Below are 16100 nucleotides of genomic sequence, written 5' to 3' on the forward strand. Positions count from 1 at the left end.
CATTACCTTCAGCAAATTCACGCGGCCGTACATCGACAGCGTGGATAAAGCGCGGGCCATGGTACAACAAATCAACAAAGCCGCTGAAACCGACGGCTTCCGCCCGATCATCTTCGACACCATCGTCAATCAGGACATCCGTGAGATTCTCGCAACGTCCAATGGTTTCATGATCGACATTTTCTCGACCTTCCTCGCCCCGCTCGAGCAGGAACTGACCGAGCATTCTTCCTACACCGTCGGCAAGTCCCATTCGATCGGGCACAACTCCAATTACATGGAGCGTATCGAGGCGGTGAACTTCGCCCTCGACAACGACGACGGTGCGCGCACGCACTATTACGACAAGGCCGACCTGATACTAGTGGGCGTGTCGCGCTGTGGTAAGACGCCGACGTGCCTGTACATGGCGATGCAATTCGGTATTCGTGCGGCGAACTATCCGCTGACCGAAGACGACATGGAGCGCCTGACCCTGCCAGCCGCCCTGCGCGCCCACCAGCACAAGCTGTTCGGCCTGACCATCGACCCGGATCGTCTCACCGCGATCCGTAACGAGCGCAAACCCAACAGCCGCTATTCGAGCTACGCCCAGTGCGAATTCGAAGTGCGCGAAGTGGAAAACCTGTTCCGCCGCGAGAACATCCCGAACATCAATTCCACGCATTTTTCGGTGGAAGAGATTTCGGCGAAGATTCTGGTGGAGAAAGGCGTGGAGCGGCGTTTCAAATAGTTTTGTGGCGCCTGATCTGGCGCCATCGCGAGCAGACTCACTCCTACAGTTGATCTCCAGTGGACACAGATCACGTGTACGACAGAGATCCATTGTAGGAGTGAGCCTGCTCGCGATGAACGATCACACGGTCTCTGTCAGTGCGCGGTTTAAAGCCTCAAACCCCGCCAGCAACAAGCCGTCATCCCCCACCGAATTACACACACTCACCCGAATGAACTGCGGCACCGCCGCATGCCCCACCGCAAACGCCTCGGCGGTAGCAACCAGGTAGTTACGCTCTTTCAGATCAGCGGCAATCTGCGATGCGCGCCACTCCTCAGGCACTTCCACCCAGAAATGCGGACTGTGGCTATGGGTCTTGAAGCTCAAGCCCGCCAGTTCACCCGCAACCAATGCCTTGCGCCTGGTGATCTCGTTGATCTGCTCGTCCAGCAAACGCTCAGCCATGCCGTTTTCGATCCACTGGCTCGCCACTTCCATCGCCAACGGGTTGGCCATCCAGCAAGTACCGCGAATCGCCGAACTGAGGCGCCCGATCAAGGCCTGCGGCGCATGCAGATAGCCGACGCGCAACCCTGCCGAAACAGCCTTGCTCAAACTGCCGATCAACACCGAACGCTCCGGGGCGTAACAGCTCAGAGGCAGCGGGCGCTGACGGTCGAGCACCGCATGGGCTTCGTCTTCGAGCACAAGCAGGTTGTGCTCTCGACAGACCTCGGCAATCGCCTCGCGCCGTGAGGCAGACATGACCGCAGCCGTAGGATTCTGGATCGTCGGCGTGCAATACAAAGCCGAGACGCGATGCTGACGGCAGATGTCCTGCAGTGACGAAGGCAACAGCCCTTGGTCATCCATCGCGGCACCGATCAGTTTTATCCCGAGCTGACGTGCGACGCTGATCAATCCGGGGTAGGACAAATGCTCGGTGACCACGGTATCGCCGGCCTTGAGCAACCCCATCAACGCACACAGCAGGCCATGCTGCCCACCGTTGACGCACAGCACTTGATCGGCGTGCGGCACAAAATCCCCGTGCTGCAGCCACTCAGCACCCGCCGCGCGATGCCGTGGCAGCCCGCCTTCTGCGGTGTAACCGGTCAACTGTTGCAAGCGACGCGGATCACTGGCCAGGGCGTGCAGCGCCTGACTCAGCAAGGCGGTTTCCTGTCCGGGGATCGGCTGATTCCGACTCATGTCGAAGCAGGCTTGCGGTTCATCGCTGACATTGCGAAAGCCTTTGTCTTGCGGGCGTTCCATCCCGCGCTGACGCACATAAGTGCCATCGCCTACACGCGCCACCACCAGCCCAACTCGTTCCAACTCGCCGTAAGCACGACTGATGGTGCCGATGGTGACGCCCAGACTGTCAGCCAACAGCCTATGCGGCGGCAGCTTGCTACCGGCTTCGATGACTCCGGCGCCGATGGCTTTTTCGACCGCATCGGCGAGACGTTTGTACTTCACACCCACGCCATGGGCGAGGCCGTCGCGGAGGATTGACACCATGGCAATACTTACTTTGACACTCATTCTCGCCCCGAATAGCGTACTGAAAACAGGTTCAATCAGGGATAGACCTTTTCAGCGACGAGGTCAATCCTGCCGTCCGGAGCAGCCAGCATGTCATCGACCGCCGTCAGCACACCGTTGAACATCAGCAAGCCGTGGCTCGGCGGGTTCATCACCAGCCTGTTGTTTCTCATCGTCTGTCTGAGTTGGGGCACCACGTGGCTGGGGATAAAGATTGCGGTAGAAAGCGTGCCGCCCCTGACAGCCGCCGGCCTGCGCTTTCTGATTGCCTTCCCGTTGTTTCTCGGCTTCGCCGTATTACGCAAAGAACCGTTGCTGTTTCCCCGGCAAAGTCGCTGGTTTTTCGTGTTCGTCACGTTGTCGTACTTCAGCCTGCCGTACTACCTGCTCAACTACGGCGAGATGCACGTTTCTTCCGGCCTGACCGCACTGTTGTTCAGTGGCATGCCGGTGTTCATCCTGATTTTTTCCGCAGTGTTTCTGCGCGAGAAAATCCACTCCGCACAAATGTTCGGCATCGCCATCGGCTTCGGCAGTCTGTTCATGATCATCCGCAGCCAGGGCTTGCATCTGGATCAGGCGGAATGGCTTGGCGTGCTGGCGATTCTCAGCGCAGCGATCATGCATGCGCTGTGCTACGTGGTAACCAAAAAGCATGGCAGCGCGATCAGCGTGATCACTTACAACACCCTGCCCATCGGCATCGCCGGATTGATGCTGCTGGTGGTTGGCCTGGTTTTCGAAAGCCCGGCATTCACGTCCATCACCACACGCTCGTGGGGCGCCCTGCTCTACCTCGGGCTAGTGGCGTCGGTCGGCGGCTTTATCGTCTATTTCATCCTGCTCAAACGTTTGAGTCCGGTCCTTCTGTCGTTCGTCTTCATCATCTTTCCGGTGTTCGCCGTGATCATTGGCGCCTGGTACGAAGGCACGGAAATCTCTCGGGACCTGATGCTCTATTCGGCAACCCTGCTCGCCGGTTTTGCCATCACCAAGCTGCCCGTCAAACGCTGAAAAACATTCGCCGATTCACTGCAAGACTCACATTGAACATTGGAGGTTCATATGTCGGTACACACCATGGAAACCCTCAGCCTGTTTAACAATGCACCCTACCAGCGCGACTTCAGTGCCCGGGTCATCGCCGTGGTTGATCAAGCCGTCGTGCTCGAACACACCCTTTTCTACCCCACCGGCGGCGGGCAACCCGGAGATATCGGGTATTTCAGCCTGCCGGATGGCACGCGGATCAACGTCACGGGAACAGTGCGCGACCCTTTGTTGCCGTCGATCATCTGGCATCAGGTGGAGCAATGCCCGCCGCACCTATGCACGGGCGCCCTGCTCAATGCCAGCCTCGATTGGGAGCGGCGCTATCAACACATGAAGATGCACACGTGCCTGCACTTGCTGGGCTCGATCATCAATGCGCCAGTGACCGGGTGCAGCATCAGTGCTGACAAGGGACGTCTGGATTTCGACCTGCCGGAAATGACCCTCGACAAAGAGCGCATCACTGGCGAACTCAACGCGCTGATTGAGCAGGCCATTCCAGTCAGCACCCTGTCGATGCCAGCCTCGGAGTACCCCGCACTGCTGGAAAGTACCGGCAGCAAAACCGCGAAACCGCCAGTGATCCAGGGCGACCTGCGGATGGTCGAAGTCATCGGTATCGATATCCAGCCCTGTGGCGGTACTCATGTGCAAAACACCCGGGAAATCGGCCGGGTGTTTTGCGAAAAAATCGAGAAGAAAAGCAGGAACAACCGACGGGTGATCCTGCGATTTGAATGACAGCGCTGGTGCCGACCTCAGATCACCAACAGGTCGACAAAGCGGTTCACCGGGGTCGCTTCCAGCTGCGCCTGATCCTTGCACAACGCAAAGATCTTGGCGCAGCGCTGCCCGGTGAAGCGCGTGGCGAGGTTTGCCTTGAACTTGTCTTCGAGCAACGGAATGCCCTCGACACGGCGTCGACGATGACCGATCGGGTACTCCACCACCACGTTCTCGGTACTTGAACCGTCCTTGAAAAACACCTGCACGGCGTTGGCAATCGAGCGTTTGTCGGCTTCCAGATACTCACGGGTGAAGCGCGGCTCTTCGACAATGACCATTTTCTCGCGCAGCACATCGATGATCGGATGCGCCTTGTGGAAGTCGTCTTCGTATTGCTCGGCCACCAGATTGCCAAAGGCCAGCGGCACAGCGGTCATGTACTGAATGCAGTGATCGCGGTCAGCCGCGTTGGCCAGCGGCCCGACCTTGGAGATGATGCGAATCGCCGATTCATGGGTGGTGATGACGATTTTGTCGATCTCGTGCAGACGATTGCGCACTTGTGGATGCAGTGTGACGGCGGCTTCGCAGGCCGTTTGTGCGTGGAACTCGGCGGGGAAGCTGATTTTGAACAGGACGTTTTCCATCACGTAACTGCCGAACGGTCGCGAGAAACTGAAGGCGCGCTTGTCTTCGGGCTTCAACGCCAGATCGTTGTTGGTATGGCTGAACAACACATCGTAGAACCCCCACTGCCTGGCACTCAACACCCCCGGAATGCCCATCTCGCCGCGCATGGCGATGTCAGCCAGACGCACGCCGCGACTCGACGCATCCCCCGCCGCCCAGGATTTCCGCGATCCGGCATTCGGCGCATGCCGATAAGTGCGCAGCGCCTGGCCATCGGCGAAGGCATGGGACAGCGCTGACAGCAGTTGCTCGCGATTGGCGCCCATGAGTTTGGCGGTGACGGCGGTCGAGGCGACTTTAACCAGAATAACGTGGTCGAGGCCTACACGGTTGAAGGAGTTTTCCAGGGCGATCACCCCCTGAATTTCGTGGGCGATGATCATCGCTTCCAGCACATCGCGCAGGGTCAGCGCTGCTTCGCCATTGGCCAGACGTTTTTGCGACAAGTGATCGGCTACCGCAAGAATCCCGCCGAGGTTATCCGACGGATGTCCCCACTCGGCAGCGAGCCAGGTGTCGTTGTAGTCGAGCCAGCGGACGATGCAGCCAATGTCCCACGCTGCCTTGACCGGGTCGAGGCGATACGACGTGCCCGGCACTCGCGCGCCGAACGGCACGACGGTGCCCTCGACGATAGGGCCGAGATGTTTGGTGCATTCGGGGAAACGCAACGCCAGCAGGCCACAGCCCAGCGTATCCATCAGGCAGTTGCGGGCGGTGTTCAGGGCTTCGCTGGATTCGACTTTGTAGCTGAGGACGTAATCGGCGATGTCCTGCAGGACTTGGTCGTAGTCGGGACGGTTGTTCAGGTCGACGTTGGCGCTCATGTTCGATTCACTCTTGCAGTGGTTCGTTGATGGGAGCTCGGTTCAGGCTGGCAAATTTTTATTTTTGAAATGCAATCCCCTTGTAGGAGCTGCCGAAGGCTGCGATCTGTTGATCTTGATCTAAAAAAAGATCAAAAGATCGCAGCCTTCGGCAGCTCCTACAGGGGGTTATTGGTTGATCAGAAACAGTCGCCCGGGATGCGCACGTAGCCTTCCATCAGCACCCGTGCGCTGCGGCTCATGATGGCTTTTTTCACCACCCATTCGCCGTTTTCCAGGCTGGCCTCGGCGCCGACGCGCAAGGTGCCGGACGGATGACCGAAGCGCACGGCGTTGCGTTCTACGCCGCCCGCCGCGAGGTTCACCAGCGTTCCGGAAATCGCCGCTGCCGTACCGATCGCCACGGCTGCCGTGCCCATCATCGCGTGGTGCAACTTGCCCATCGACAGCGCGCGCACCAGCAAATCAACGTCACCCGCGCCAATCGCCTTGCCGCTCGACGCAACATAATCCGCAGGCTTGGCGACGAACGCGACTTTCGGTGTGTGCTGACGTTTGGCCGCTTCATCCAGATTGGCAATCAGGCCCATGCGCAGGGCGCCGTAGGCACGAATCGTCTCGAACATCTGCAAGGCTTTCGGATCGCTGTTGATCGCGCCCTGCAGTTCGGTGCCGGTGTAACCGATGTCTTCGGCGTTGACGAAAATCGTCGGAATCCCGGCGTTGATCATGGTTGCCTTGAAGGTGCCGACACCCGGCACTTCCAGCTCATCGATGAGGTTGCCGGTGGGGAACATAGAACCGCCGCCGCCCTCTTCTTCCGCCGCCGGGTCCATGAATTCGACCTGCACTTCAGCGGCTGGAAAGGTCACGCCGTCGAGTTCGAAATCACCGGTTTCCTGCACTTCGCCGTTGGTGATCGGCACGTGGGCGATAATGGTCTTGCCGATGTTCGCCTGCCACACGCGCACCACCGCCACGCCGTTGTGTGGAATGCGGCTGGCGTCGACCAGACCGTTGCTGATGGCGAACGAACCGACCGCTGCCGAGAGATTGCCGCAGTTGCCGCTCCAGTCGACGAAAGGCTTGTCGATCGAGACCTGACCGAACAGGTAATCGACGTCGTGATCGGCCTTGATGCTCTTCGACAGGATCACGGTTTTGCTGGTGCTGGAAGTCGCGCCGCCCATGCCGTCGATCTGTTTGTCGTACGGGTCGGGGCTGCCGATTACGCGCAATAGCAAAGCATCACGGGCCGGGCCGGGAATCTGCGCTGCTTCGGGCAGATCATTGAGGCTGAAGAACACGCCTTTGCTGGTGCCGCCGCGCATGTAGGTCGCGGGGATTTTTATCTGTGGTGCGTGAGCCATGGGTACTCCCTCAAAACGACCAAAGGACTCATCATCCCTTGGTCGCTTAACATGATTTAAACGGCAACCGCCGACTCTTCAAGGAAGTCCTGAGCGAAGCGTTGCAACACGCCGCCAGCCTCGTAGATCGAAACTTCTTCAGCGGTATCCAGACGGCAGGTCACCGGCACGTCGACGCGCTCGCCGTTCTTGCGATGGATCACCAGCGTCAGGTCGGCGCGTGGCGTACGTTCGCCGATCACGTCGTAGGTTTCGCTGCCGTCGATGGCCAGGGTGTGACGGTCGGTGCCCGGCTTGAACTCCAGCGGCAACACGCCCATGCCGACGAGGTTGGTACGGTGAATGCGCTCGAAACCCTCAGCGGCAATCGCCTCGACACCGGCCAGCCGCACGCCTTTCGCCGCCCAGTCACGGGACGAACCCTGACCGTAATCGGCGCCGGCAATAATGATCAGCGGCTGCTTGCGTTCCATGTAAGTTTCGATGGCTTCCCACATGCGCATGACTTTGCCTTCCGGCTCGACACGGGCCAGCGAACCCTGTTTGACCTTGCCGTTTTCCACGACCATTTCGTTGAACAGTTTCGGGTTGGCAAACGTTGCGCGCTGCGCGGTCAGGTGGTCGCCACGGTGGGTGGCGTAAGAGTTGAAATCCTCTTCCGGCAGGCCCATTTTCGCCAGGTATTCGCCGGCGGCGCTGTCGAGCATGATCGCGTTCGACGGCGACAAGTGATCGGTGGTGATGTTGTCCGGCAGCACCGCCAGCGGCCGCATGCCTTTCAGCGGGCGAGCGCCGGCCAGCGCACCTTCCCAGTACGGCGGACGGCGGATGTAGGTGCTCATTTCGCGCCAGTCGTACAACGGCGTGACTTTCGGGCCGGTGTCTTCATGGACGGCGAACATCGGAATGTAGACCTGACGGAATTGCTCAGGCTTGACCGAAGACTTCACCACAGCGTCGATTTCTTCGTCGCTCGGCCAGATGTCTTTCAGGCGGATTTCCTTGCCGTCGACCACGCCCAACACATCCTTCTCGATATCGAAACGGATGGTCCCGGCAATGGCGTACGCGACCACCAGTGGCGGCGATGCGAGGAACGCCTGCTTGGCATACGGATGGATGCGGCCGTCAAAGTTTCGGTTGCCGGAAAGCACGGCGGTGGCGTATAGATCGCGGTCGATGATTTCTTGCTGGATCAGCGGATCGAGTGCGCCGGACATGCCGTTGCAGGTTGTGCAGGCGAAGGCGACGACGCCGAAACCGAGTTGCTCCAGTTCCGTGGTCAGCCCCGCTTCGTCGAGGTACAGCGCCACGGTTTTCGAGCCCGGCGCCAGCGAGGATTTGACCCACGGTTTACGGGTCAGGCCGAGCTTGTTGGCGTTGCGCGCGATCAGGCCGGCAGCAATCACGTTGCGCGGGTTACTGGTGTTGGTGCAACTGGTGATGGCGGCGATGATCACCGCACCGTCGGGCATTTGGCCGGGGACTTCTTCCCACTGACCGGAGATGCCTTTGGCCGCCAGATCCGAAGTCGCAACGCGAGCGTGCGGGTTGCTCGGGCCGGCCATGTTGCGCACTACCGAAGACAGGTCGAAGGTCAGACCGCGCTCATACTGCGCGCTCTTCAGGCTATCGGCCCACAGGCCGGTGGTCTTGACGTAGTGCTCGACCAACTGTACTTGCTGGTCTTCACGACCGGTCAGTTTCAGATAATCGATGGTCTGCTGGTCGATGTAGAACATCGCGGCCGTGGCGCCATATTCCGGGGCCATGTTGGAGATGGTCGCGCGGTCGCCGAGGGTCAGCGCGGCGGCGCCTTCGCCGAAGAACTCCAGCCATGCACCGACGACTTTCTGTTTGCGCAGGTATTCGGTCAGCGCCAGCACCATGTCGGTGGCGGTGATGCCCGGTTGCAGCTTGCCGGTCAATTCAACGCCGACGCTTTCCGGCAGACGCATCCACGAGGCGCGACCGAGCATCACGCTCTCGGCTTCGAGGCCGCCGACGCCGATGGCGATCACGCCCAATGCATCGACGTGCGGGGTGTGGCTGTCGGTACCGACGCAGGTATCCGGGAATGCCACGCCGTCGCGCACCTGGATCACCGGAGACATTTTCTCCAGGTTGATCTGGTGCATGATGCCGTTGCCCGGCGGGATTACGTCGACGTTCTTGAAGGCTTTTTTGGTCCAGTTGATGAAGTGGAAACGGTCTTCGTTGCGCCGGTCTTCGATGGCACGGTTCTTCTCGAACGCCTGGGCGTCAAACCCGCCCGCCTCCACCGCCAGCGAGTGGTCGACGATCAATTGCGTCGGCACCACCGGGTTGACCTGCGCCGGGTCGCCGCCCTGCAACGCGATGGCGTCACGCAGGCCAGCGAGGTCGACCAGCGCGGTCTGGCCAAGAATGTCGTGGCAGACCACACGCGCCGGGAACCACGGGAAGTCGAGGTCGCGTTTGCGCTCGATCAATTGCTTGAGGGAATCGGTGAGCGTGGCCGGGTCGCAGCGACGCACGAGGTTTTCCGCCAGCACGCGGGAGGTGTACGGCAGGGTGTCGTAGCTGCCGGGCTGGATGGCTTCGATCGCGGTGCGGACATCGAAGTAGTCGAGCGGCGTGCCGGGCAGGTTCTTGCGAAATTCTGTGTTCATCGGGTCAGGACTCGGGTCACGGTAATTACAAAAGGTGGCTAACACAGTCCTGAGTTACACACTGCCTCTGTGGGAGCGAGCCTGCTCGCGAAAGCGGTAGATCAGTCGACATCCATGGTGAATGTCAGTCCGTCTTCGCGAGCAGGCTCGCTCCCACAGGGTCTTGCGGTGTTCTCTGGTTCCGGTCAGCCCACCATTCAGCGACGTTCGATTGGCACGAACTTGCGCTGTTCGACGCCGATGTACTCGGCGCTCGGGCGGATGATGCGGTTGTTGGCACGCTGTTCGAAGACGTGCGCGGCCCAGCCGGTCAGGCGCGAGCAAACGAAGATCGGCGTGAACAACTTGGTCGGGATGCCCATGAAGTGGTACGCCGAGGCGTGATAGAAGTCGGCGTTGGGGAACAGTTTTTTCTGTTCCCACATGGTCTTGTCGATGGCTTCGGAAACCGCGAACAGCACCTTGTCACCAACTTCGTCAGCGAGTTTTTTCGACCAGCCCTTGATCACCTCGTTGCGCGGATCGCTGTCCTTATAGATCGCGTGGCCAAAGCCCATGATCTTGTCTTTGCGCTCGAGCATGCCGAGGGTGCCTTTGATCGCCTCTTCCGGCGATGAAAAGCGCTCGATCATTTCCATCGCCGCTTCGTTGGCGCCGCCGTGCAGCGGGCCACGCAGCGAACCGATGGCTGCGGTGACGCAGGAATACAGGTCGGACAGGGTCGAGGCACAAACCCGCGCGGTGAACGTCGAGGCGTTGAATTCATGCTCGGCGTAAAGGATCAGCGACACGTTCATGACTTTGACGTGCAGTTCGCTCGGCTTTTTGTCGTGCAGCAGGTGCAGGAAGTGGCCGCCGATGGTTGGCTCGTCGCTGACGCAGTTGATGCGTTTGCCATCGTGGCTGAAGCGATACCAGTAGCACATGATCGCCGGGAACGCGGCCAGCAAGCGGTCAGTCTTGTCGCGCTGCTCGGAGAAGTCTTTCTCCGGCTCAAGGTTGCCGAGGAACGAGCAACCGGTACGCATCACGTCCATCGGGTGGGCGTCAGCCGGGATGCGTTCGAGCACTTCTTTCAGCGCTTGTGGCAGGTCGCGCAGCTTGCTCAGTTTTCCTTGGTATTCGTCGAGTTGCGCCTGGGTCGGCAGCTCGCCGTACAGCAGCAGGTACGCCACTTCTTCAAATTGTGCATCGGCTGCCAGTTCGCGTACGTCGTAGCCGCGATAGGTCAGCCCGGCACCGGCCTGGCCCACGGTGGACAGTGCGGTTTGCCCGGCAACCTGGCCCCGGAGCCCGGCGCCACTGAGTACTTTTGCTTCGGCCATTGCTGTCTCCAATTTTCTTGAATTTGTAGGGGAAACTTGTGGGAGCGAGCCTGCTCGCGAAGGTAGATGGAACACCTCGGTGCATCAGGGACACCACGTTATCATTGGCGTCCTTCGCGAGCAGGCTCGCTCCTACAGGGAATGAATCAGCCTTTCTTTTGTGCGAACAACGCATCGAGCTTCTGCTCGAACGTGTGGTAATCGATGCGATCGTAAAGCTCCATGCGAGTCTGCATGGTGTCGATGACATTCTGCTGAGTGCCGTCGCGGCGGATCGCGGTGTAAACGTTTTCCGCAGCCTTGTTCATCGCACGGAACGCCGACAGCGGGTAGAGCACCAGCGATACGTCAGCGCCGGCCAGTTGCTCGGTGGTGTACAGCGGCGTCGCACCGAACTCGGTGATGTTGGCCAGAATCGGCGCTTTCACGCGGTTGGCGAACAGCTTGTACATCTCCAGCTCGGTGATGGCTTCCGGGAAAATCATGTCGGCACCGGCCTCGATGCACGCTGCTGCGCGATCCAGTGCCGATTCCAGACCTTCAACGGCCAGTGCATCAGTGCGCGCCATGATCACGAAGCTGTCATCGGTGCGGGCATCGACGGCGGCCTTGATGCGGTCGACCATTTCCTGCTGGCTGACGATCTCTTTATTCGGACGATGGCCACAGCGCTTGGCGCCAACCTGATCTTCGATGTGAATCGCCGCTGCGCCGAACTTGATCATCGACTTGACGGTGCGCGCGACGTTGAACGCCGAGGAGCCGAAACCGGTATCGACGTCCACCAGCAACGGCAGATCGCAGACGTCGGTGATGCGGCGCACGTCGGTCAGCACGTCATCCAGCCCGGTAATGCCCAGGTCCGGCACGCCGAGGGAGCCTGCGGCCACACCGCCACCGGACAGGTAAATCGCCTTGAAACCGGCGCGTTTGGCCAGCAGCGCGTGGTTGGCGTTGATCGCGCCGACCACTTGCAATGGATGCTCGCTGGCGACCGCATCGCGGAAACGCTGGCCGGGAGTGTTCGGGTTGGAACTCATGACTCACCTCGTTCAGTGGCTGTCTTATTGTGGGCGCCGTCCTGGTAATGACGGGCGATGTTGCGTTTCGAGGCGCCGATGTGACGGCGCATCAACAATTCCGCGAGCTCGCCGTCACGGTCGGCGATGGCATCGAGAATCCGGTGGTGTTCGGCGAAGGCCTGGCGCGGACGATTCGGCGTGGTGGAAAACTGGATGCGGTACATACGCACCAGTTGATACAGCTCACCGCAGAGCATCTGGGTCAGCGTGCGGTTGCCGCTGCCTTGGATGATGCGGTAGTGAAAGTCAAAATCGCCTTCCTGCTGGTAATAACCGACGCCGGCCTGAAACGCGGCGTCGCGCTCGTGGGTTTCCAGCACGCGGCGCAATTCGTCGATTTCTTCGACGCTCATGCGTTCAGCCGCCAGACGGCAGGCCATGCCTTCGAGGGATTCGCGGATTTCGTAGAGCTCAAGCAATTCGGCGTGGCTCAGCGAGACCACCCGCGCACCAACGTGCGGCACGCGCACCAGCAGGCGCTGGCCTTCCAGCCGATGGATAGCTTCGCGCAGCGGCCCACGGCTGATGCCGTAAGTGCGCGCCAGTTCCGGCTCGGAGATCTTGCTGCCCGGGGCGATCTCGCCTTTGACGATGGCCGCCTGAATGCGCCGGAAGACGTTTTCCGAGAGTGTCTCGGAATCGTCGCCGCTGATGACCGGGGGATCGAGTTGATCCAGCATGATTGTCGACACCTTCAAATCCAATGCGGCAAAAACTAGCCAATTAGCCTGCATCAGTCAAAGGATAAATGGATATTGTCGACAATCGTCTAATAACCCTCTTCAACAGCCCCAAGGGTTATAGACCCGCTCGGGCGCTGGCGCCATAAACCCACCGTGCTAGAATGCCGCCCGCATTTGCTGGCCATTTGTACGGCTTGTCATAAAAAGCTGATAGGCACACGCAGGAGCTTGCGCAGTATTGCCAGGTACCTGAACCGACAACGGAACGCTGCGCACCAGGATTTATGAGACTCAAGCCTTTCCCGACATTTTTTGCTCTGTTTTGCCTGCCGGGCCTCGCTGCGGCGGGTGAGAAAACCGTGTACGGCCTCAACGAATACGCCTCCCTTGATGGCATCAATCTGGAAGTCGCGGCCAAACTCGACACCGGGGCAAAAACCGCCTCGTTGAGTGCCCGCGATATCAAACGCTTCAAACGCAACGGCGAGTCCTGGGTGCGCTTCTATCTGGCTATCGACGCCGCGCATTCGCACCCGATCGAACGGCCGCTGGCCCGGGTCAGCAAGATCAAACGCCGCGCCGGCGACTACGATCCGGAAGAAGGCAAGAAGTACACCGCCCGCCCGGTGATCGAGCGGGATATCTGCATGGTTTCGGCTTTGCGCAGCATCGAAGTGAACCTGACCGACCGAAGTGCGTACCAATACCCGCTTTTGATCGGCTCCGAGGCGCTGAAACGCTTCGATGCGCTGGTCGACCCCAGTCTTAAATACGCTGCCGGCAAACCCGCCTGCACCATCGCCGCTCATACCGCCGAGTAATTTCCATGCGTTCTCTAACCTTCCACCTGAAAATCCTGATCACCATTCTGGTGCTCCTGGGCGTTTCGGTTACGGCCTATCAGATTTTCGTGCTCGGCATTCCGGTAACCGAGGACGCCACCGACGACTTGTGGAACATCGACGCCAAGGTCGAGTTCGTCGCCAGCACCAAGGACCCGGTAAAGATCCAGATGTTCGTGCCGCCGTTGAGCCGCGACTACGTCAGCCTCAACGAAAGCTTTATCTCCAATAACTACGGCGTCGCCGTGAATCGCGTCGACGGCAACCGCAAGGTGACCTGGTCGGCACGTCGGGCCAAGGGCAATCAGACGCTGTATTACCGTCTGGTGCTGACCAAGCGTTACACCGCCGAAAAAACCAAGATCAAAGGTCCGACCTTCCGCGACAGCATCGCCATCGAAGGCCCGGAAAAAATCGCCGCCGAAGCCCTGCTCGCGCCGATTCGTCAGCACTCGGCCGACGTCGAAACCTTTATTGGCGAGGCAATCAAACGCGTCAACAACCTCAACGACGACAACGTGAAGCTGCTGCTGGCCGGCGATCCGTCGACGCCGCACAAAGCCAAAATCGTCGAACTGCTGCTGTCCATCGCTCACGTGCCGGTGGAAAAAGTCCACACCATCCGCCTCGTCGCCGATCAGCCGCAAACCCCCGAACTGTGGCTGCGCAGCTTCAATGGCAACGACTGGCTGTACTTCAACCCGGAAACCGGTGAGCAAGGCCTGCCAACCGACCGCTTGCTGTGGTGGACCGGCGACGAAAACCTGATCACCGTCGACGGTGGCAAGAAAGCCAACGTGACTTTCAGCCTGAACAACAGCGAGATGAACGCGATTCGTCTGGCCAAGCTGACGGACGAGAACACCGACGCCAACTTCCTTGAATACTCGTTGTACGGCCTGCCGCTGCAAACCCAGCAGACCTTCATGATCATGGTGATGATCCCGATCGGCGTATTGGTGATCCTGATTCTGCGCAACCTGATCGGCCTGCAGACGCTCGGCACGTTTACCCCGGTGCTGATCGCCCTCGCCTTCCGTGAGACTCAGTTGGGCTTCGGTATCCTGCTGTTTACCGTGATCACGGCGCTGGGACTGTCATTACGTTCGTATCTGGAACACTTGAAGCTGCAAATGCTGCCGCGGCTATCGGTGGTACTGACCTTTGTCGTGGTATTGATCGCGGCGATCAGCCTGTTCAGTCATAAGCTCGGTCTGGAACGCGGCTTGTCGGTAGCGCTGTTCCCGATGGTGATTCTGACCATGACCATCGAACGCCTGTCGATCACCTGGGAAGAACGCGGCGCCAGCCATGCCATGAAAGTGGCGATTGGCACGTTGTTCGCGGCGTCCCTGGCGCACTTGATCATGACCGTGCCTGAGCTGGTCTACTTCGTGTTCACCTTCCCGGCGATCCTGCTGATTCTGGTCGGCTTCATGCTGGCGATGGGTCGTTATCGCGGTTATCGCCTGACTGAACTGGTGCGTTTCAAGGCTTTCCTGAAGAAGGCTGACGCCTGATGTTCGGTTTCTGGAAGACCTGGAAGGCCCTGGAGGCGCGGGGCATCATGGGCATCAACCGGCGTAACGCCGACTACGTGCTCAAGTACAACAAGCGCAGCCTGTACCCGATCGTCGATGACAAGATCATCACCAAGGAACGGGCGATCAAGGCCGGCATTCATGTGCCGGAATTGTATGGCGTGATTTCCACCGAGAAGGAAATCGACAAGCTCGGCGAGATCATCGGCGGACGCAGCGACTTCGTGATCAAACCGGCGCAAGGCGCCGGCGGTGACGGCATCATCGTCGTCGCCGACCGCTTCGAGGGCCGCTATCGCACGGTGTCGGGCAAGATCATTGCCCACGAAGAGCTTGAACATCACATCTCGAGCATCCTCACCGGCCTGTATTCGCTGGGCGGCCACCGCGACCGCGCGCTGATCGAATACCGCGTAACCCCGGATCAGATCTTCAAGAGCATCAGCTACGAAGGCGTGCCGGACATCCGCATCATCGTGCTGATGGGCTACCCGGTGATGGCCATGTTGCGCTTGCCGACCCGTCAGTCCGGCGGCAAGGCCAACCTGCACCAGGGCGCCATCGGCGTCGGTGTCGATCTGGCGACTGGTTTGACCCTGCGCGGCACCTGGCTGAACAACATCATCACCAAACACCCCGACACCACCAACGCGGTGGACGGCGTGCAACTGCCCTACTGGGACGGTTTCATGAAACTCGCCGCCGGCTGTTACGAGCTGTGCGGGTTGGGGTATATCGGCGTGGACATGGTGCTCGATCAGGAAAAGGGTCCGCTGATTCTGGAGCTGAATGCGCGGCCGGGGCTGAATATTCAGATCGCCAATGACTGCGGGCTGACCTTGCGCACGCATGCCGTTGAAGCCCGACTGGAAGACCTTAAGGCGCGTGGGGTGACTGAGTCGGTTGAAGAGCGGGTGGCGTTTACTCAGGAAATGTTTGGGCATATTCCAGCGGTCGAGGGCTGATCCAAGACCGCATCACGGCCATCGCGAGCAGGCTCACTCCTACAGGGGGAATGCGTTCCATATGTAGGAGTGAGCCTGC

The 16100-nt window shown here is 59.7% G+C and carries 13 protein-coding genes; 6 read left to right on the forward strand and 7 right to left on the reverse strand.

Features of this window, described 5'->3' with window-relative positions:
- The coding region (locus ACIOWE_RS15660) for a pyruvate, water dikinase regulatory protein (RefSeq protein ID WP_401392970.1) at window positions 1-733 on the forward strand (733 nt) is incomplete at its 5' end.
- A gap of 123 nt (window positions 734-856) precedes the next feature.
- Here the strand turns inward: ACIOWE_RS15660 and ACIOWE_RS15665 are convergent.
- The gene (locus tag ACIOWE_RS15665) at window positions 857-2266 is read right to left on the reverse strand and encodes a PLP-dependent aminotransferase family protein (protein WP_401392973.1); all 1410 of its coding nucleotides are present in this window, start codon (window positions 2264-2266) and stop codon (window positions 857-859) included.
- 90 nt (window positions 2267-2356) lie between these two features.
- On the opposite strand from ACIOWE_RS15665, the gene ACIOWE_RS15670 reads away from it, so the two are divergent.
- Window positions 2357-3280, forward strand: a complete 924-nt coding sequence (locus tag ACIOWE_RS15670) for a DMT family transporter (protein ID WP_401392976.1) — start codon at window positions 2357-2359, stop codon at window positions 3278-3280.
- Window positions 3281-3331: 51 nt separating this feature from the next.
- Window positions 3332-4060 (forward strand): alanyl-tRNA editing protein, encoded by a 729-nt coding sequence (locus ACIOWE_RS15675; RefSeq protein ID WP_401392979.1) that lies wholly within the window; start codon window positions 3332-3334, stop codon window positions 4058-4060.
- A gap of 17 nt (window positions 4061-4077) precedes the next feature.
- On the opposite strand, the gene prpD is transcribed toward ACIOWE_RS15675, so the two are convergent.
- From prpD to ACIOWE_RS15705, 6 genes are all read right to left on the reverse strand, one after another.
- A complete protein-coding gene (prpD, locus tag ACIOWE_RS15680) occupies window positions 4078-5562 on the reverse strand; it encodes a 2-methylcitrate dehydratase (RefSeq protein ID WP_401392982.1) in 1485 nt (494 codons plus the stop codon).
- A gap of 179 nt (window positions 5563-5741) precedes the next feature.
- Window positions 5742-6932, reverse strand: coding sequence for a 2-methylaconitate cis-trans isomerase PrpF (prpF, locus tag ACIOWE_RS15685; protein WP_401392985.1), 1191 nt, complete (start codon window positions 6930-6932; stop codon window positions 5742-5744).
- A 56-nt stretch (window positions 6933-6988) separates the two neighbouring features.
- Window positions 6989-9583 carry a Fe/S-dependent 2-methylisocitrate dehydratase AcnD gene (gene acnD / locus ACIOWE_RS15690; protein ID WP_401392988.1) on the reverse strand — a complete coding sequence of 865 codons (2595 nt, stop codon included), beginning with the start codon at window positions 9581-9583 and terminating at the stop codon, window positions 6989-6991.
- A 197-nt stretch (window positions 9584-9780) separates the two neighbouring features.
- On the reverse strand, window positions 9781-10908 hold the full coding sequence (prpC, locus tag ACIOWE_RS15695) for a 2-methylcitrate synthase (protein ID WP_093431756.1): 1128 nt from the start codon (window positions 10906-10908) through the stop codon (window positions 9781-9783).
- Window positions 10909-11054: 146 nt separating this feature from the next.
- A complete protein-coding gene (gene prpB, locus ACIOWE_RS15700; RefSeq protein ID WP_100847891.1) occupies window positions 11055-11948 on the reverse strand; it encodes a methylisocitrate lyase in 894 nt (297 codons plus the stop codon).
- Entirely contained in the window at window positions 11945-12667 is a 723-nt protein-coding gene (locus ACIOWE_RS15705; RefSeq protein WP_172828118.1) for a GntR family transcriptional regulator, read from the reverse strand. Before ACIOWE_RS15705 ends, prpB begins: the two co-directional genes overlap by 4 nt.
- Before the next feature lie 290 nt (window positions 12668-12957).
- On the opposite strand from ACIOWE_RS15705, the gene ACIOWE_RS15710 reads away from it, so the two are divergent.
- The 3 genes from ACIOWE_RS15710 to ACIOWE_RS15720 are packed head-to-tail and all read left to right on the forward strand — an operon-like array spanning window position 12958 to window position 16021.
- A complete protein-coding gene (locus tag ACIOWE_RS15710) occupies window positions 12958-13494 on the forward strand; it encodes an ATP-dependent zinc protease (protein WP_401392992.1) in 537 nt (178 codons plus the stop codon).
- Window positions 13495-13499: 5 nt separating this feature from the next.
- Window positions 13500-15035: an inactive transglutaminase family protein gene (locus ACIOWE_RS15715; RefSeq protein ID WP_401392995.1), complete on the forward strand. Its 1536-nt coding sequence runs from the start codon at window positions 13500-13502 to the stop codon at window positions 15033-15035.
- A complete protein-coding gene (locus tag ACIOWE_RS15720) occupies window positions 15035-16021 on the forward strand; it encodes an alpha-L-glutamate ligase-like protein (protein ID WP_401392998.1) in 987 nt (328 codons plus the stop codon). The genes ACIOWE_RS15715 and ACIOWE_RS15720 overlap by 1 nt, the downstream gene beginning before the upstream one ends.
- The last annotated feature ends 79 nt before the right edge of the window (window positions 16022-16100 follow it).

This window comes from Pseudomonas sp. NPDC087598 (assembly GCF_044743525.1).
Lineage (GTDB): Bacteria > Pseudomonadota > Gammaproteobacteria > Pseudomonadales > Pseudomonadaceae > Aquipseudomonas.

Bases quoted from the DNA above. Each gene is read 5' to 3' on its own strand.
- ACIOWE_RS15715 (WP_401392995.1), top strand. From the start codon at position 13,500: ATGCGTTCTCTAACCTTCCACCTGAAAATCCTGATCACCATTCTGGTG.
- ACIOWE_RS15710 (WP_401392992.1), top strand. From the start codon at position 12,958: ATGAGACTCAAGCCTTTCCCGACATTTTTTGCTCTGTTTTGCCTGCCG.
- ACIOWE_RS15720 (WP_401392998.1), top strand. From the start codon at position 15,035: ATGTTCGGTTTCTGGAAGACCTGGAAGGCCCTGGAGGCGCGGGGCATC.
- prpC (WP_093431756.1), bottom strand. From the start codon at position 10,908: ATGGCCGAAGCAAAAGTACTCAGTGGCGCCGGGCTCCGGGGCCAGGTT.
- prpB (WP_100847891.1), bottom strand. From the start codon at position 11,948: ATGAGTTCCAACCCGAACACTCCCGGCCAGCGTTTCCGCGATGCGGTC.
- prpF (WP_401392985.1), bottom strand. From the start codon at position 6,932: ATGGCTCACGCACCACAGATAAAAATCCCCGCGACCTACATGCGCGGC.
- prpD (WP_401392982.1), bottom strand. From the start codon at position 5,562: ATGAGCGCCAACGTCGACCTGAACAACCGTCCCGACTACGACCAAGTC.
- ACIOWE_RS15675 (WP_401392979.1), top strand. From the start codon at position 3,332: ATGTCGGTACACACCATGGAAACCCTCAGCCTGTTTAACAATGCACCC.
- acnD (WP_401392988.1), bottom strand. From the start codon at position 9,583: ATGAACACAGAATTTCGCAAGAACCTGCCCGGCACGCCGCTCGACTAC.
- ACIOWE_RS15665 (WP_401392973.1), bottom strand. From the start codon at position 2,266: ATGAGTGTCAAAGTAAGTATTGCCATGGTGTCAATCCTCCGCGACGGC.
- ACIOWE_RS15670 (WP_401392976.1), top strand. From the start codon at position 2,357: ATGTCATCGACCGCCGTCAGCACACCGTTGAACATCAGCAAGCCGTGG.